13 protein-coding genes are annotated in these 15,693 nt (G+C 61.1%); 9 read left to right on the forward strand and 4 right to left on the reverse strand.

Annotated features, from left to right (window positions below):
- Positions 1-19 precede the first annotated feature (19 nt).
- Genes HFO71_RS33030 through HFO71_RS33045 form a run of 4 tightly spaced genes read right to left on the reverse strand, consistent with a single transcriptional unit; the run spans position 20 to position 4,410 of the window.
- Positions 20-886: an ABC transporter permease gene (locus tag HFO71_RS33030; RefSeq protein ID WP_221969970.1), complete on the reverse strand. Its 867-nt coding sequence runs from the start codon at positions 884-886 to the stop codon at positions 20-22.
- A complete protein-coding gene (locus HFO71_RS33035; protein ID WP_221988915.1) occupies positions 883-1,818 on the reverse strand; it encodes an ABC transporter permease in 936 nt (311 codons plus the stop codon). The genes HFO71_RS33030 and HFO71_RS33035 overlap by 4 nt, the downstream gene beginning before the upstream one ends.
- A gap of 4 nt (positions 1,819-1,822) precedes the next feature.
- Entirely contained in the window at positions 1,823-3,334 is a 1,512-nt protein-coding gene (locus tag HFO71_RS33040) for an ABC transporter substrate-binding protein (protein WP_221969973.1), read from the reverse strand.
- Positions 3,335-3,381: 47 nt separating this feature from the next.
- Positions 3,382-4,410, reverse strand: coding sequence for an ABC transporter substrate-binding protein (locus HFO71_RS33045; protein ID WP_221969975.1), 1,029 nt, complete (start codon positions 4,408-4,410; stop codon positions 3,382-3,384).
- A gap of 105 nt (positions 4,411-4,515) precedes the next feature.
- Between HFO71_RS33045 and HFO71_RS33050 the strand changes: the two genes are divergently transcribed.
- The 9 genes from HFO71_RS33050 to HFO71_RS33090 all read left to right on the forward strand — a co-directional run bounded on the left by HFO71_RS33050 (position 4,516) and on the right by HFO71_RS33090 (position 15,681).
- The gene (locus HFO71_RS33050; RefSeq protein WP_221969977.1) at positions 4,516-5,403 is read left to right on the forward strand and encodes a MurR/RpiR family transcriptional regulator; all 888 of its coding nucleotides are present in this window, start codon (positions 4,516-4,518) and stop codon (positions 5,401-5,403) included.
- Positions 5,393-6,376 carry an ABC transporter ATP-binding protein gene (locus tag HFO71_RS33055; RefSeq protein WP_221969978.1) on the forward strand — a complete coding sequence of 328 codons (984 nt, stop codon included), beginning with the start codon at positions 5,393-5,395 and terminating at the stop codon, positions 6,374-6,376. Before HFO71_RS33050 ends, HFO71_RS33055 begins: the two co-directional genes overlap by 11 nt.
- On the forward strand, positions 6,366-7,136 hold the full coding sequence (locus tag HFO71_RS33060; RefSeq protein ID WP_221969980.1) for an ABC transporter ATP-binding protein: 771 nt from the start codon (positions 6,366-6,368) through the stop codon (positions 7,134-7,136). Before HFO71_RS33055 ends, HFO71_RS33060 begins: the two co-directional genes overlap by 11 nt.
- Before the next feature lie 30 nt (positions 7,137-7,166).
- Positions 7,167-8,243 carry an MBL fold metallo-hydrolase gene (locus tag HFO71_RS33065; protein ID WP_312885913.1) on the forward strand — a complete coding sequence of 359 codons (1,077 nt, stop codon included), beginning with the start codon at positions 7,167-7,169 and terminating at the stop codon, positions 8,241-8,243.
- Positions 8,244-8,831: 588 nt separating this feature from the next.
- Entirely contained in the window at positions 8,832-9,416 is a 585-nt protein-coding gene (locus HFO71_RS33070; protein ID WP_221976933.1) for a TetR/AcrR family transcriptional regulator, read from the forward strand.
- Positions 9,413-10,015 (forward strand): 2-hydroxychromene-2-carboxylate isomerase, encoded by a 603-nt coding sequence (locus HFO71_RS33075; RefSeq protein WP_221985530.1) that lies wholly within the window; start codon positions 9,413-9,415, stop codon positions 10,013-10,015. Before HFO71_RS33070 ends, HFO71_RS33075 begins: the two co-directional genes overlap by 4 nt.
- 108 nt (positions 10,016-10,123) lie before the next feature.
- Positions 10,124-11,500 carry an FAD-binding oxidoreductase gene (locus HFO71_RS33080; protein WP_221969988.1) on the forward strand — a complete coding sequence of 459 codons (1,377 nt, stop codon included), beginning with the start codon at positions 10,124-10,126 and terminating at the stop codon, positions 11,498-11,500.
- A gap of 42 nt (positions 11,501-11,542) precedes the next feature.
- Positions 11,543-13,843: a molybdopterin guanine dinucleotide-containing S/N-oxide reductase gene (locus tag HFO71_RS33085; protein ID WP_221969989.1), complete on the forward strand. Its 2,301-nt coding sequence runs from the start codon at positions 11,543-11,545 to the stop codon at positions 13,841-13,843.
- A 185-nt stretch (positions 13,844-14,028) separates the two neighbouring features.
- Positions 14,029-15,681, forward strand: a complete 1,653-nt coding sequence (locus tag HFO71_RS33090; protein ID WP_221969990.1) for an ABC transporter substrate-binding protein — start codon at positions 14,029-14,031, stop codon at positions 15,679-15,681.
- Positions 15,682-15,693: the final 12 nt, after the last annotated feature.

Below are 15,693 nucleotides of genomic sequence, written 5' to 3' on the forward strand. Positions count from 1 at the left end.
AAGCTGCCGTCACGGGTGGTCAGGCGACGGTGGCGGCGCGGCCGGCGGGGTCAAGCATATCCCTCAACGCATCACCGATCATATTGACTGCGAGCACCGCGATGACGATGGCAAGGCCGGGAACGGCCATCAGCCAGGGTTTCAGTTGGAAGAAGGATCTCGCCTCGCTGATCATCAATCCCCATTCCGGAAGCGGGGGCTGCGGCCCAAGCCCGAGGAAGGACAAAGAGGCGAGACTGAGGATGTGCGAGCCAAAGGCAGCAGTCGCCACCACGATCGCCGGTCCGATGATATTCGGTAAGATGTGCTGGATCGCGACCATTGCCGGATGCACGCCAAGCAGACGGGCGGCCGTGACGTAGGTCTGGGTCTTCTCGGCCCGGATCAGCGAGCGGTAGATGCGAGCGTGCCAAGGCCAGTGCGCGAAAATGATTGCTAGCACGACGTTGTTGAATGAACGGCCGAGCAGTGCGGCAATCGCGAGAGCAATGACAATGGTCGGCAGTGCGAGCCAGGCATCGACGATGCGGCTGATGATGGTGTCTACGATCCTGGGACTGAATGCCGCCAGAGCCCCGACGAAGAAACCGAGCAGCGCTGTGCCTGCGGAGATCGCCAGCGCCCCGCCGAGGGACCAGCGCGCGCCGACCACGATACGGGCGAGGATGTCCCGGCCATATTGGTCGGTGCCGAGCAGGTGCTGCGGTCCGGGATTAAGCAGTCGCGCGCCGGTAGGAGTAACCGGATCCATGTGAAATATCGCCGGAACGAGAAACAGCGCGGCCACGAACAGAACGACTGTCCCTCCGAACAACCATTTGAAGCTTCTAAACCGCCGGCGCTTCGGTGTGCCGTCAGGGATGATCGAGGCAGACGGATAGGTCATGGGTTTCGTAGCCTGGGATCAACGATCAACGTTATGACGTCGATCAGCAAGTTTACCACGACGAAGGTGAGGCCGGCGAACAGGCAAAATCCGACGACGACCGGCATGTCCGCGCCGATTACGGAATCGATCGCCAGCTTGCCGATCCCAGGCCAGGCAAAGACATATTCCACCACGGCGGCACCCGTCATGAGGTTTGCGAATTCCAGGCCGGAGACCGGCAGCATCGGCCCAAGCACTGCCGGAAACAGATGATGGAAGGCACGCCGAAAAGGAGGTACGCCCTTGGCGTTAGCCATGTGCATCCAGGGTTGCCCCAGTGCATCAAGGGCCGCCGAGCGGGCAAGCCGGGTTAGCACGGCCGTCTTCTGAAGAGCCAGCACCGTGACGGGGAGAATGACGCCAGCCGGGGTTGGGGTGCCGAAGGCCGGCAGCCATCTGAGGGTCACCGCGAACAGGACGATCAGCATGAAGGCTAGCCAGAAACCGGGAATAGCCGCGACCAGAATGACGAAGAACTGGATCACCCGGTCCACCCAGCTGCGATGAAAGAAAGCAGCCAGAATCCCCAAGGGTAGGGAAATCAGGAAGGATACGACGGTAGCGAGGATCGCCAGCAACAGTGTGTTGGGTAGCCTGTTCAAATAGAGATCAAGGACCGGTGTATAGGTGCGATACGAGTGGCCCAGATCGCCGTGAATTGCATCCGAGAGCCAGCCAAAATAGCGGAGGAACAGCGGTTCATCGAGCCTCAGTTCCTCTCGCTTGGCCGCAAGGTCCGCCTCCGTGATTGTCTCCAGTCCCTGAGCCTGTAGCAAGAGAGTGGCCGGGTCCGCCGGGTCCAAATCCGAGAGCACGAAGCAAAGGACTGAGATTGTCAGAAGGACAACCAGCATCCAGGGCAGGCGCTCTCGAATAAGGGAGGCGATCATCGGATCAATCCGCCGACAGGATCAGGTCGGGACGGATAAAATAGGACGATGCCGGATGGACGACGACTTCACTCACCTTTTGCTTGCTCCACATCACGGTCTGCGACGGTGTCAGCAGATAGATATTGGCGACGTCGTTCAGCACGATCTCCTGCGCGCGCCGGAACAATCCGGCGGCCTTGGCCGGGTCGTTTTCACCGCGCAAGGCACGAACGGTGCTATCGAGTTCCTGGTTCTCATAGCCGCCAAAGCCCTCCGGAGCGCCCTTGACCAGGGAATTCAGGAAGGTGCGCTGCGGGCCCGCCCCCATCGCGTTGGTGGAAATGATGCAGACATCCCACTGACCCTTCATGGGTTCGCGGATGTCACGCACTTCCTGTACGGTGGTCTTGTAGCCCAACGCATTGAGTTGAATGGAAACCGCAACCGAGATCGGCGTCATTTCAGCGCGCGAAGCATAGCTGAAGATCGTGAACGCGAGAGGAACTCCGTTCTTGGCGCGAACGCCGTCGGACCCGACTTTCCAGCCAGCCTCGTCCAGGATGCTGGCCGCTTCCTTCTTGTCGGTGCCGAAACCCTCGACCACGTCCACGCCGATGGTCGATGGAAACATGCCCTTGAGGGCCTCGCCCTGCCCCGCGAGCGTCACATCGAGAAGCTGCTGGCGGTCGATCGCCATCGATGTGGCTTTCCGCACGGCCTTGTCACCGAAGATCGGGTTGCGCTGATTGACGACGAGATAGTGGATGCGGGTCGAGGGCTTGGAAGCGCCGACGAGGTTGCCCGACAGAGTGCCAAGCATTTCCGGCGGCATGCCGTTGACGACGTCGAGTTCGGCGGATTGCAAACCGAGCAAGCGCGCGTTGGCGTCGACGATCGGACGAAGTTCAATGCGTGAGAAGGCCGGCTTGCCGCCCCAGTGCAACGGGTTGGCGACCATGACCAGGCGCTCGTCGGCGACGAAGGTTTCCGGCTTGTACGGCCCGGTCATGATGCTGTCGCGGTTCCCGGCAGCCTTGTGGATCTTGAACTCCTGACTAGCCAGCATGTGCGGAAGGTCGGACTGGGGTTCGACAAGCTTCAGTACCAGGGTCTTGTCGTCCTCGGCCTCGAAAACTGTCTTGTCGGAAAGCAGAAGCTTGTGGCCGGGAACCGCTTCCCAGATGCGCCGGAAGCTGTTCTCGATATCACGGGGCCTAACGGGCGTGCCGTCCCAGAAGACGGCATTTTCGCGCAGCTTCACCCGCCAGGTCGTGGCATCGATCTGTTCGTAAGACTTTGCCAGCCAGGGCACGACCTGCATGTTGGTGTCATAACGCAGCAAGGTCTCTCCAAGACCACTCTGAAGGATGCCGCTGGTGCGTGCCGCATCCATGGTTTTGGGGAAGTCGATGCCAACCCCGATCGTGAGTTGGTCGTTTTTGCCTTCGGAAGCCAGGGCCCCCGAGCGGGTCGCGATAAAGGCAACGGCGCCGGCAGCGCTTGCCTGGAGAAGGTTACGACGAGAGATCTGCATGTTCTGCCTCCTGAAGTGGCCAGGTGCAAGGTGAAAGGGAAAAGGGATCAGGCAGCCTTGCCGCCTGGTTCCCGATCATCGCGGCGGCCGGTGCGGCCGACCGATATGAAACGCCGGTTCTCGTCGGTGACAGCTCCCACGTCAAAACCCTTGGCGCGTAGCATCGTCTCGGTTGACGCGACGAGCGGGGCGATCTGATTGAGAGTGGCCGGGATGCGGCGGATGGAGGATGTCGGACGCAGCCAATCGACGCGGGCAGCGCTGTTGACCGGCGTCTCGCCGTAGAGGCGGGCAAGGAATTCCTGGATTTCGCGGCTCAGCAGAAAGTCGATGAAATCGCGCGCCGCCTCCGGATTGCGCGCGCCCTTGAGCACGGCCACGGTATGGGCTTCGATCAACGTGCCGACCTCGCCATCGCCCTGATCGAGCCAGGCTTCGCCGACCGGGTGGCCTTCCAGGAAGAAGGCATGGGTATTCGAACCGTTGGCGAGGGTTGCGGCATAACCTTCGCGCACCAGCGCATTGCGGCAATCGATATTGGACCGGTAGATCCGCATGCCGTTCGCGAGCAGGCCATCGACAAGTTTTTCGACCCATTCATCGCCCTTGCTGACCCGCAACGCGGCGAAATAAGACGTCATCATGGTTTCACCAGCCGATGAACAGAGCGTGGCGTCGCGAAGTTCCGGCGACAGAAAGTCTTCGATGCGGGTTGGCCAGCGCGAGCCGTCCTGGCCCAGAATGCGCCAATTGATCATGGCGGTCCGCGGCCAGACGGTAAAGCTCAACCAGCTGAAGTCTTCGGCCCGGAGCCAGGGATCGTAATCTGCGGCGACAGAGGCCCGGTAGGGTTCGAACACGCCTTCCCGGCGCACAAGTTCGGGCATGACCTGGGTATTGGTAACCAGCAGGTCGACTTGCGGGTCGTTTTTCTCAGCGACGATCCGATCATAGACATCCTCGGAGGGAATGTGGATCATCTCGACCGTTCGCCCGGTGAGTTCCTCGTACATGGCGTAGATAGGCGTAAGGTCAGGGCGGTTTCGGCCGGAATAGATCCGCAGGGTATCGGTCATAGGGTGGAGATCCTGTCACATGTTTGTAGCGTTTGTTACGTAAATTGACGCTACATAACGTTTGTTACAGCAAGATGTCGGTCTGACATCACTCATGAGGACCCGATGCCCAAGCCGGAAAATGCCCAGATCGCCGATCGCTTCGCCGAACTCATCCGTCAGAGTCAGGACAAACTTTCACCTGCCGAGCAGCGGGTTGTGAGCTTCATCGACAGAAACAGGGCGGCGGCGCTCGCTCAGTCGGCGACCCAACTGGCGGCCGACATCGGAACCTCGAACGCGACCGTGGTAAGGGCGGTGCAAACTCTGGGCTTCAAGGGTCTTGCCGAGCTTCGACGGTTGATCGCCACCGACATGGATCGGCAGCCGAGTTCGACCGAGAACATGCGGCGCACATTGGCCCAGGTGGGCGAGAGCAGCGAGCTTGCCGCCACACTGGTGTTGGAAAGTCACCTCAAGGCGCTGCAGGCGCTGCACGAGCCGGAGGCCAGGAGGCGGCTCAATCAGGCTGTCTCGTGCTTTGCGTCGTCCGAGCGGATCGTGCTGCTGGGAATTGGGCGCGCCGGACCGATCGCCAGCTACGTTGCCGTCATGCTCGGCCGGATTGGTCGCCGGGCGCGTGCATTTACGGCGTCAGGCGCCGGTCTGGCCGATGACCTGCTCGATTTGCGCCGAGGAGACGTCCTCGTCCTTCTTGCGAACGGCAATCCCTATAAGGAAGCCGTGACGGCGATCCGCCAGGCACGTCTGGTCGGGATTCAGGTGGTTCTCCTCACCGAAAGCGAGACCAGCAAAATCGCCAAGCGATCCGATATCGTGGTGCCCGCCCCCCGCGGACGCACCGAACATGTCAGCCTGCACGGCACCACGATGTGCGTCATGGAAGCGCTCGTCACGGGCCTGGCCGCTTGTGACCGGGATCGTACACTGCTCGAGCTCGATCGGTTCGAAGATCTGCGCACCCAGTTGGGCGGACGCGACTATGTCGAATGAGCCTAACAGACCTCTGCTAGATGTCCGGAATCTCAGCGTCCATTTCGGCGCCACCGAGGTGGTGAGCAGCCTGTCCTTCAGCCTGGCTGCCGGTGAGATCATGGCTGTTGTCGGTGAGAGCGGATCGGGAAAAACTCAGACGGCCTTGGCGGTCCTCGGCTTGTCTCCACCTTCAGCAACGGTCACGGGCTCGATTGTGTTCGAAGGAACTCGACTGCCGGATCATCCTGCACAACGGCGGGCGCTACGCGGAAGCCGTATCGCTCTGGTGCCTCAGGACCCGATGAGTTCGCTCAATCCCTATCATATGATCGGCGGGCAAATCGCCGAAGTCATGACCCTGCATTTGGGCGTGCAGGCTTCCACCGCGAAGATCCGGGTGCTCGACCTGCTTGATGCCGTCGGCATTTCCGATCCCAAACGCGTTGCGCGTTCATATCCCCACCAATTGTCTGGTGGGATGCGCCAACGCGCATTGATCGCAATGGCGCTCGCGGGTGAGCCTCGCCTGATCATTGCCGATGAGCCGACCACCGCGCTCGATTCGATCGTCCAGGCCCGCATCCTGGACCTGCTCGGCGATACGGTGAAACGGTTTGGGCTCTCGATCCTGCTGATCTCTCACAATTTAGCGGTCGTATCCCGCATCGCGAACCGCGTCGCGGTCTTCTATGCCGGCAATATGGTCGAAACCGCCAAGGCAACCGAACTCTTTGCGGATCCGCGCCATCCCTACACCAAGGCTCTGATCGCTGCGATTCCAAGGCTCTCCGAAGACGGGCAGTTGCCGCATGCCTTGCCGGGGTCGCCGCCACCCGGAAACGCCGCCGGCCAGCCCGGCTGCATCTTCCACCAAAGATGTCCCGTGTCCATTCCACAATGTCGATCTGTGACGCCCGATTGGCGCCATACAAACGGGCGCGGTGTGGCTTGTCACCGTGTGCTGGAGGGAGAGGCATACCGTGCGGCTTGAGGTCGACAATCTGGGGGTCTCGATCCGCAGCGATAACATGCTGGGTCGTGCCAGGACGGTTCATGCCGTCAAAGGCGTGAGTTTCTCGATCGGCACCGGAGAGGCCGTGGGCCTGGTCGGCGAAAGCGGCTCGGGCAAAAGTACGATCGCCCGAGCCATCATGGGCGTCGTTCCAGCGTCAACCGGGGAAATCCGTTTTCGTCAGGAAGGTCACCCACCCGGTCAGCCAAAAAACAGTCGGGCAAAACTTGCGCAGATGATTTTTCAGGATGCGGCGGCAAGCCTGAACCCGCGCCTGAAAGTGAGTTCAGCTCTGAACCAGGTGATCGCCGTACATCATCCAAAACTATCGGTGCGGGAGCGTGAAGCGATGGGACTCCGGCTGCTGCGCCGGGTGGCGCTCGATGAAAATATCTCCGATCGGTTCCCGCGAGAACTGTCGGGCGGTCAGGCGCAGCGAGTGGCTATTGCCCGAGCACTTATCCCTGAGCCCTCCCTCCTTGTTTGCGACGAACCGGTATCCGCCCTCGATGTGTCGGTGCAAGCCGGCATTTTGCGGCTTCTCGACGATCTGCGACGCAATTCCGGGACGGCTCTCCTGATGATCAGTCATGATCTGGCTGCCGTCAGGGCGCTCTGCGATCGCATCATTGTCCTCAAAGAGGGTGAAATCGTCGAAGCCGGACCAGCCGGCAGCATATGCTCTTCTCCCACCCACGCCTACACGAAGGCACTCGTTGATGCGGTGGCGCAGATCTGACCACCGTTCGTCCAAGATCCTCGAAACAGAGTGCTCGACTTGTTGATACCATCCCTGTCCGTTCGCCCTCTCGCTGGTTATGGCGAAAAGTCCCCCGCATGCTTTTTGGTGGAGTTCGAGGGCAGACGTTTTCTTCTCGACTTGGGCGAAGAACCCGCAACCGGCAGACTGCCCGAACTTTCTGAAGCCGGGCATATTGATGCGGTGCTGATCAGCCACGGCCACGCCGACCATGTCGGCGGGTTGCGGGCGCTCGACCGCATCGGCAATCCACCGATCTACGCTTCGGCGATGGTTCGCGCACTCGATGACGCGCCGCTAAGGTCCGCGCAAGATCTGCCGCTTCGAGGACGGATCACGATCGGAGGCGTCGAGATCGAGACCGGCCGATCTGGTCACGCGCCGGGTGCTGTCTGGATTCGCGTCGGCGGCCCGGCGGGAGTGCTCTATTCCGGGGACTTCTCCCGGGAGGGAACGCTCTATGCTTTCGATGCGCCCTTACCCGCCAGATACCTGATCGTCGATGCGTCTTACGGCACATACGATGAGCCGCTCGAACCGACGGTGGATATACTGGCCAGGATGGCGAGAAGCGGACCGTTGCTGCTGCCGACCCAGCCCAACGGCCGGGGCCTGGAAATGGCTGTTCACCTCCATGAACGTGATATTCCGATCGCACTTTGCGACAACCACATCGCGATTGCTCGGGACGTGCTCGAGAGCGACCAAAGCGCACTGAACGACAACGCTGCTGACCGCCTGTCGGCGGCAGTTGCCGCGGCAGTCGATTATAGGCGCATTGAATCCACCTATGGTGCCATTCTCGCGGCCGACGGATCCGCAGCGAGTGGCCTTTCCGAAACCCTGCTGGCGACTTTCCTCGAAAGAGGGCTTTCGGTGATGTTCACGAGCAGCCCGGCTGAAAAGTCCGCCGCGGGCCAAGCGATCGCTAGTGGGCACGCACAATTCTATCGCTGGAATGTGCATCCGAGGCTCCGGGACTTGCGTTGGCTTATCGAGCGCGTTCAGCCGGACCTAACTATGCCAGCTTTTCTGAGGAAAGGGGAAATTGAGAACCTCCCTAGAGATTTAGCGTTCTGGCAGTGACATATTTGAAGTCGTGTCCCGACAAGGCCCCCGATCGTTAGACGGCACACCAACGACCGTGGCGCCGGAAACGCTACCTGCGAATTCGCTTAAGTTGCTCGTGCCGCACATAGCAGCGGTTACACGAAGCTGAATCAGGGCAGCTGTCTGGCTGATCGAGAACGAGGAGCCTCTACCCCTTGAACGGGCAGAACCAGCGACGGAGCCGGGAGCGGGAAATCCGCTACCTGGCGCATGTGCCGGATAGCTGCCGTTCAGCAACCAGCCTCGTTGGTGGGTTCAGGCTTCTCTCATCGCGGCGCGAAGCTCGCCATTCGCTCGCCGCATCTGGCGGAAAAGTCCGTTTTTCCTCATTGCTCGCCCAAGATGGCGAGGCGTCCCGCGGCAGCTCGACTTGGGGTTCTCGCCTGCGCGTGAACGGTCGCACGTCCAAAGACGCTTCCACAGGCGTCAGAGCAAAAATATTTCCAACGATGCATCCAAACGGAATGACCTGTCTTTCTCTTATCGGTCGGCGCGCATAGAAACCTCTCCTGCTGCACTCGCATGTCAGGGCGCACGTTTTGAGAAGGCTCCGCAAGCAGTTCGATGAAAGCTTCCATTTCAGATCACATCCTCGCGTCTGCCGGCGCACTCTTCTACCGCGAAGGCATCCGCGCTGTCGGCATCGACCGCATCATCGAAGAAACCAAGGTTGCCAAGGCAACGCTGTATAGGCATTTCCCGTCCAAGGATCATCTCGTGGCGGCCTATCTTCAGGACCGTCACGAGCGGGTCATCCGTTCTCTGGAAGAGGCTCTGAACGAAGTCCCGAGCCCGCGGGATCAGCTCAATCTCATCTTCGAGCGGCTGCATGAGAAGGCGGACAGCCCCGAATTTCGTGGATGCGCATTCGCCCTGGCGGTGGCCGAGCACGGCGATTCAGAACGCGTTGTTACCGTCGCGCGCGTGCACAAGGCGACCGTCAGCCAGATGTTTCGAGCGCTGATGGAAAGAGCGGGTATTGAGACAGCGCAGCCGGCCGGCCATCTTTCCCTCCTCTACGAAGGAGCTTTGGCGACCGTCGCCGTTGGTCGCGATCCGCATACTGTGCTGACCGCCAGAGACTGCGCTCTCTTTGTATTCGACACCGCACTTTCTTCGATCAATACCGCTGAAAAAGGCAGAGCATGACAAAGGCAATAGACTATTTCTTCGGCATCGGTTCACCCTGGTCCTTCATCGGTCTTGATGCTTTTTCGGAAGTCGCGTCCAGGCACGGTGCCGTGATCCGGCCGCAGGTCATCTCTCTGATCGAGGACAATGGTGGCATCTATTCGCGCAATCGGCCGGAAGCCCGGCGTGCGTATTGGACCAAGGACTTGAAGCGCTGGGCATTCCTGCGCGGCAAGACGCTGAACTTCGAAAATCGCGCTGCCCTGTCCGATCCAACGCCCGCCGGCTTTATGGTCATCGCCGCCGTCGAAGACGGCTTGGACTGGCTCGGGCTCACCCGCGCGCTGCAGACCGCATTCTGGACCGACGCGGCGGATATCGGGCGGAGCGAGGTGCGTCAGGCGATCGCCAGTTCTGTAGGGATCGACGGGGCAAAGCTGGAAGAACGCGCCCAGGCCGAGGTCACCCAATCGATCTGGAGATCCAATATCGAAGGCGCCAGGTACGCCGGCGTCTTCGGCCTTCCGACGTTTCGTTACGAAGACGAGCTTTACTGGGGGCAGGACAGCCTGCCCTTCCTTGAGCGCCACCTGAACGGCGAGAAGATCGCCGTCTGACGGCTCGCCTGTTGAGACTTGGTACTAGTCAATCTGCATCCATGCCCGATCGCGCCGGCATGGCGCGATTTCGGCTGGCACGGTGAGCACCGAAAGAGGATGTGAAAGATGGGGATCCTATCCGCTGAACTATCGGACCGATTGCTGGCGAGGTTCGGCGATCGCTTCTCGATCTCGCAGGCGCTGCGCGAGCAGCATGGCCGCGGCGAGTCCCATCACACGCCGGCAATCCCGGATGCTGTGGTATTCGCGCAAAGCACCGACGACGTCGCCGAAACTGTCCGGCTCTGCGCCGCGGCAGGCGTGCCCGTCATCGCCTTCGGCGCCGGAACCTCGCTCGAGGGGCACCTGACTGCGGTGCGCGGTGGCGTGTCGATCGATCTTTCGCAGATGTCGCAGATCATTCGTGTCAGCGCCGAGGATCTCGACTGCACCGTCCAGGCCGGCGTCACGCGCGAGGAACTCAACGCGCATCTGCGCGACCAGGGCCTGTTCTTCCCGATCGACCCTGGGGCCAACGCGTCGATTGGCGGCATGGCGGCGACACGGGCATCGGGCACCAACGCCGTGCGCTACGGCACCATGCGCGAGAATGTGCTGTCGCTGACCGTCGTGCTGCCAACGGGTCAGGTCATTCGTACCGGTGGCCGGGCGCGCAAATCGTCTGCCGGCTACGATCTCACGCGCCTCTTCGTCGGCTCGGAAGGCACGCTCGGCATCATCACCGAAGTCACCTTGCGGCTCCAGGGCGTTCCGGAAACCATTTCGGCGGCCCTCTGCTCGTTCGAGAGCGTGGAGCAGGCAGTGAGCGCCGCGATCGCGGTTGTGCAGCTTGCCATCCCAGTCGCCCGGATGGAACTGATGGACCGTGGCCTGATTGCTGCCGCCAACGCCTACTCAGGCCTGTCGCTGAAGATCGAAGATACCCTCGCCTTCGAATTCCACGGGTCTCCTGCCTCGGTTCAGGAGCAGGTCGAACTGGTTGCGGATATCGTCAAGGATCACGGCGGCAGGGATTTCGAATGGGCCAATGCGCCGGAGGAGCGAAATCGTCTCTGGAAGGCCCGGCATAGCGCCTTCTACGCAGTCGTCTCGCAGAGACCGAACGCCAAGGGCTGGTCATCCGATGTCTGCGTTCCGGTATCCGAACTTAGCGGCTGCATTCTCAGGACCCGCGCCCTATTGCAGGGCTGCAGTGTTCCGGCTGCCATTCTCGGCCATGTCGGCGACGGCAACTATCATGTGGTCTTCGCCGTGGATCCCGAAAACACTTCGGAACTCGCCGAGGTCGCGGCCATCAACAAGGCGATGGTCGAACACGCAATCTCCATCGGCGGAACCTCGACCGGGGAACATGGCGTCGGCACCGGCAAGATCGGCTATCTGCGTCAGGAACACGGAGACGCCGTCGAGCTGATGGCCCTGCTGAAACACGCCATTGACCCCAAGGGCATCATGAACCCCGGCAAGATCCTGCCGGTGTGAGTGTTGCCGATCTTTCCACCCTTGTTCACGGGAGACGGTGCGATGGACGGCTTCAAACCCCACAGCTCTCATTGGGGCGCATTCTATGGTCGTCATCAGGGCGAAACCCTCGAAATCCGTCCGCATCCCGCCGACCCCCACCCATCTCCCCTGCTCGGCAACCTGCCCGCAATCGCCAAGAGCCCCGCCCGCATCCGGCGCCCGGCCGTCAGGCGCGGATGGCTTGAAGGCCGGCCCGACAATGCCCGGAAGCGCGGGAGCGACGGCTATGTCGAGGTCAGCTGGCCGGAAGCGCTCGATCTGGTCGCCATCGAGCTTCGCCGCGTTCACACCGAAGCCGGACCGCAGGCCATCTTCGGCGGCTCGTATGGCTGGTCCAGCGCAGGGCGGTTTCATCACGCCCAAAGCCAGATCCATCGTTTCCTCAACGTGCTCGGCGGATATGTCAGATCGGTCAATACCTATAGTTCGGGCGCGGCGATGGTCATCATTCCGCATGTGCTCGGTCCTTACGATAGCTTCGATCGAAAGAGCGTCACCTGGGAGGCGATCGAGCGCAGCAGCGAGCTGATCGTTGCCTTCGGCGGCATGGCGGTCAAAAACACCGATGTCCATGGCGGCGGCATCAGCCGGCACGTGGTGCGCCCGGCGCTGAGTGGTGCCCGTGCGCGCGGCGCGCGCTTCGTGCTCATAAGCCCGCTCAAGGATGACATCGCAAGTGATCTCGATGCCGAATGGCTGCCGGTCACCCCTGGAACCGATGTCGCGCTCATGCTGGCGATCGCCTTCGTCCTGGTCAGTGAGCGGCGCCATGACCGGGAATTTCTCGACCGCTATACGACAGGCTATCCACGCTTCGAGGCTTATCTGCTGGGACGAGAAGATGGCATCGAGAAGAGCCCGCAGTGGGCAGCCAGCATCTGCGGTATCGCTGCCGATACGATCGTGGATCTGGCGCGGCGCATGGCGAACGCCCGAACGCTGATCACCGTCAGCCATTCCCTGCAGCGCGCCGACTACGGCGAACAGCCGGTCTGGATGGGGATCGTGCTCGCGGCCATGCTCGGACAGATAGGCTTGGATGGCGGCGGCTTCTCCTATTCGCTCGGCGCGCTCGGCAATATCGGCAAGAGCCAGCTCGCCGTTCCCTTGCCGACGCTCAAGCAATTCCACAATCCCGTGCCGGACTTCATTCCCGTTGCACGGATCGCCGACATGCTGCTGAACCCGGGAGAACCGTTCCACTACAATGGCCAGGCTCTGCGCTATCCCGACATCCGCCTCGTCTATTGGGCCGGCGGCAACCCGTTCCATCATCATCAGAATCTCAACAGACTTCGTCAGGCATTCAAAAAGCCGGAGACGATCATCGTGCACGAGACGGCCTGGACGTCCTCGGCGCGCCACGCAGATATCGTCCTGCCCGCAACCACGACGCTTGAGCGCGATGATATCGGTGCAGCCGACCGCGATCCGATGATGATCGCGATGAAGAAGTTGATCGAACCGGTCGGCGAAGCACGCGACGACTACGAGATATTCGCGGATCTCGCAGAGCGCCTCGGCAAGCGCGGCCAATTCACCGAGAACCGGTCGAGCCGCGAGTGGCTCGCTTTCCTCTTCGAGACAATACGCGCCGCACTCACCGCCGCTGGTCGCCCGGCGCCGGATTTCGAAACGTTCTGGGAGATGGGCGAACTGCAGCTGCCGGTAAAGCCGGACGATGGCGGCCCTGCGCGCGCATTCCGGGCCGATCCGGACGCCAATCCGTTGCCCACGCCATCTGGCAAGATCGAGATCTTCTCTGAAACGATCGCGAGCTTTGGCTATGACGATTGCCGCGGCCATCCGCGCTGGTTCGAACCGGACCCGACGGCCAAGGTGGTGGACAGCCGCTATCCTCTCTATCTCGTCTGCAACCAGCCCCACTCGCGTCTTCACAGCCAGCTGGACTATGGCGACTTTAGCCGCTCGACCAAGATCGACGGCCGCGAACCGGTGCGCATCAACCCGGCGGATGCGGCAGAGCGCGGCATTTCGGATCGCGATATCGTCAGGCTGTTCAACGCCCGCGGCAGCTGCCTGGCGGCTGCGGTGATCAGCACGGATGTCAAACCTGGGGTGATGCAGCTTGCCACCGGCGCTTGGTTCGAGCCTGATGATGCCGATGCCGAGTTGGCCATGTGCATTCATGGCAACCCGAATATCCTCACCCGTGATGCCGGCACGTCGCAGCTTGCCCAGGCCTCGACCGGACAGCTGACAAAAGTCAATGTCGAGAGCTATGCCGGAGAATTGCCGCCGGTGCGCATTCTCGACGGGATGACTTTCATCGAGGAATAGAACGCCGGCGCGATTGCGCTCATCGCGCTGGCAGTTGCCGGAAATCCTGATCCTCGTGCTTCAGATTGCGCTGATAAAATAATCTACAAAATTGATGGAAAAAGAACAACCAGTCTTTCTCGAAATCGATCCACTGCCCTAGGCTCCTGTTCGCAATCAGCCCGGCAACCGAACAGGACCGCTTCATGAACGACCGCTCTTTCCGCCCTCTTCTTTCCCGGTGCCGTCTGCTGACCGCCACCTCTGCACTGGCATTTGCTGCCCTGGTCGCGACAGCTGGTATCAACCCGGCCCTGGCTGAGGGCGGAGCGCATGATGGCGGAAACGTCGTCTTCCTGATCGACTCCCTGGGCGACACCTGGATCCCCAACAACAGCGCGATCTCCAGTTTTCAGGGCCATATCTGGGGCCATGTGACCGACAAGCTTCTCTATGTCGATGCCGATGGCAAGGTCAGCCCGTGGATCGCCGAGCGCTGGGAGCAGAACGACAATGCAACCGAATTCACCCTGCATCTGAAGACCGGCGTGACTTTCTCCGATGGCAGCCCGCTCGATGCGGCAGCCGTCGTCGCCAATCTCGATATCTGGTATGCCGGGCGCAAGAGCGAGGGCATCAATCCGATTGGCCTCTTCCCCAAGACCTACGATCACGCCGAAGCCGTCGATGCGGCGACTGTGAAGGTCTTCTTCAAGAAGCCGACGCTCGGCTTCATCCCGACGCTCGGCTATCACGGCTCGATCCTCATTTCCCCAAAGACCATCGCCTCGCCGGCGAGCGCCCAGGCGGACCTGAGCAAGACCTCCGGCAGCGGCCCTTATGTCGTCGAGTCCTGGAAGGAGGGCGACTACGTCACGCTCGCCAAGCGCAAGGACTACAACTGGGGGCCGGTAGCGGTCGGCCAGACCGGTCCTGCCCATCTCGATACGATCACCTACAAGCTCGTCTCCGAACCGTCGCTGCGCGTTGCCGCAGTCCAGTCTGGTCAGGCCGACGTCGCCTACAACGCATCGCCTCAGGAACTTGAATCCCTAAAGTCGGAAGGCTTCACGGTGGCGACGCCCCGCTATCTCGGCTTCGTCAACGGCTGGGCTGTTAACACCAAGCTTGCCCCTTACGACGATGTGAAGGTGCGTCAGGCACTTCAGGCCGGTATCAATCGCCAGGAAATCATCGACACCGTCTATACGCCCGACTGGAAGCTTGCGACGTCGTTCATCCAGAGCAACGTTCCGGGTGCGACCGACCAGAGCGCGCTGCTGGCCTACAATCCTGAAAAGGCGGAGAAGCTTCTCGACGAGGCAGGCTGGAAGAAGGGCTCGGATGGCATCCGCGTCAAGGATGGCAAGCCGCTGTTGCTGACGCTGAACTCGAACCCCTACCTCGCGACGTCGAAGTCGATCGACGAACTGATTTCGCAACAGCTCGGCAGGATCGGCTGGAAGGTCCAAATCCGTGCCTATGACGTCGTCACCTTCGGCCAGAAGGTCAAGTATGGCGGCGCCGGAGTGCCTGCCTATGAGGTGACGCGCTCCTTCATCGATGCCGGCACCGTCGCCAGCATCCTGACCAACGCCAACAATGGCGAGAACTGGTTTGCGCTCGACGAGAGCGACAAAACCCTCAACGATCTGCGCGACAAGATCGCCGGCGCCGGCTCTATCGAGGCTCGCAAGCCGCTTCTCGACGAGCTGCAGAAATATGTCCTCGACCAGGGTTATTTCATTCCGCGAACGCAGATCGTCCAGCGCATCTACGTGCAGTCGCCGAAGCTCAAGGGCGAAGTCTATAACGGCGTCGCCTATGCCAGCTACTACACGGCAACGAAGAGCGAATAGCCCGACCATTCA

It is taken from the genome of Rhizobium laguerreae (genome assembly GCF_019778565.1).
GTDB lineage: Bacteria > Pseudomonadota > Alphaproteobacteria > Rhizobiales > Rhizobiaceae > Rhizobium > Rhizobium laguerreae.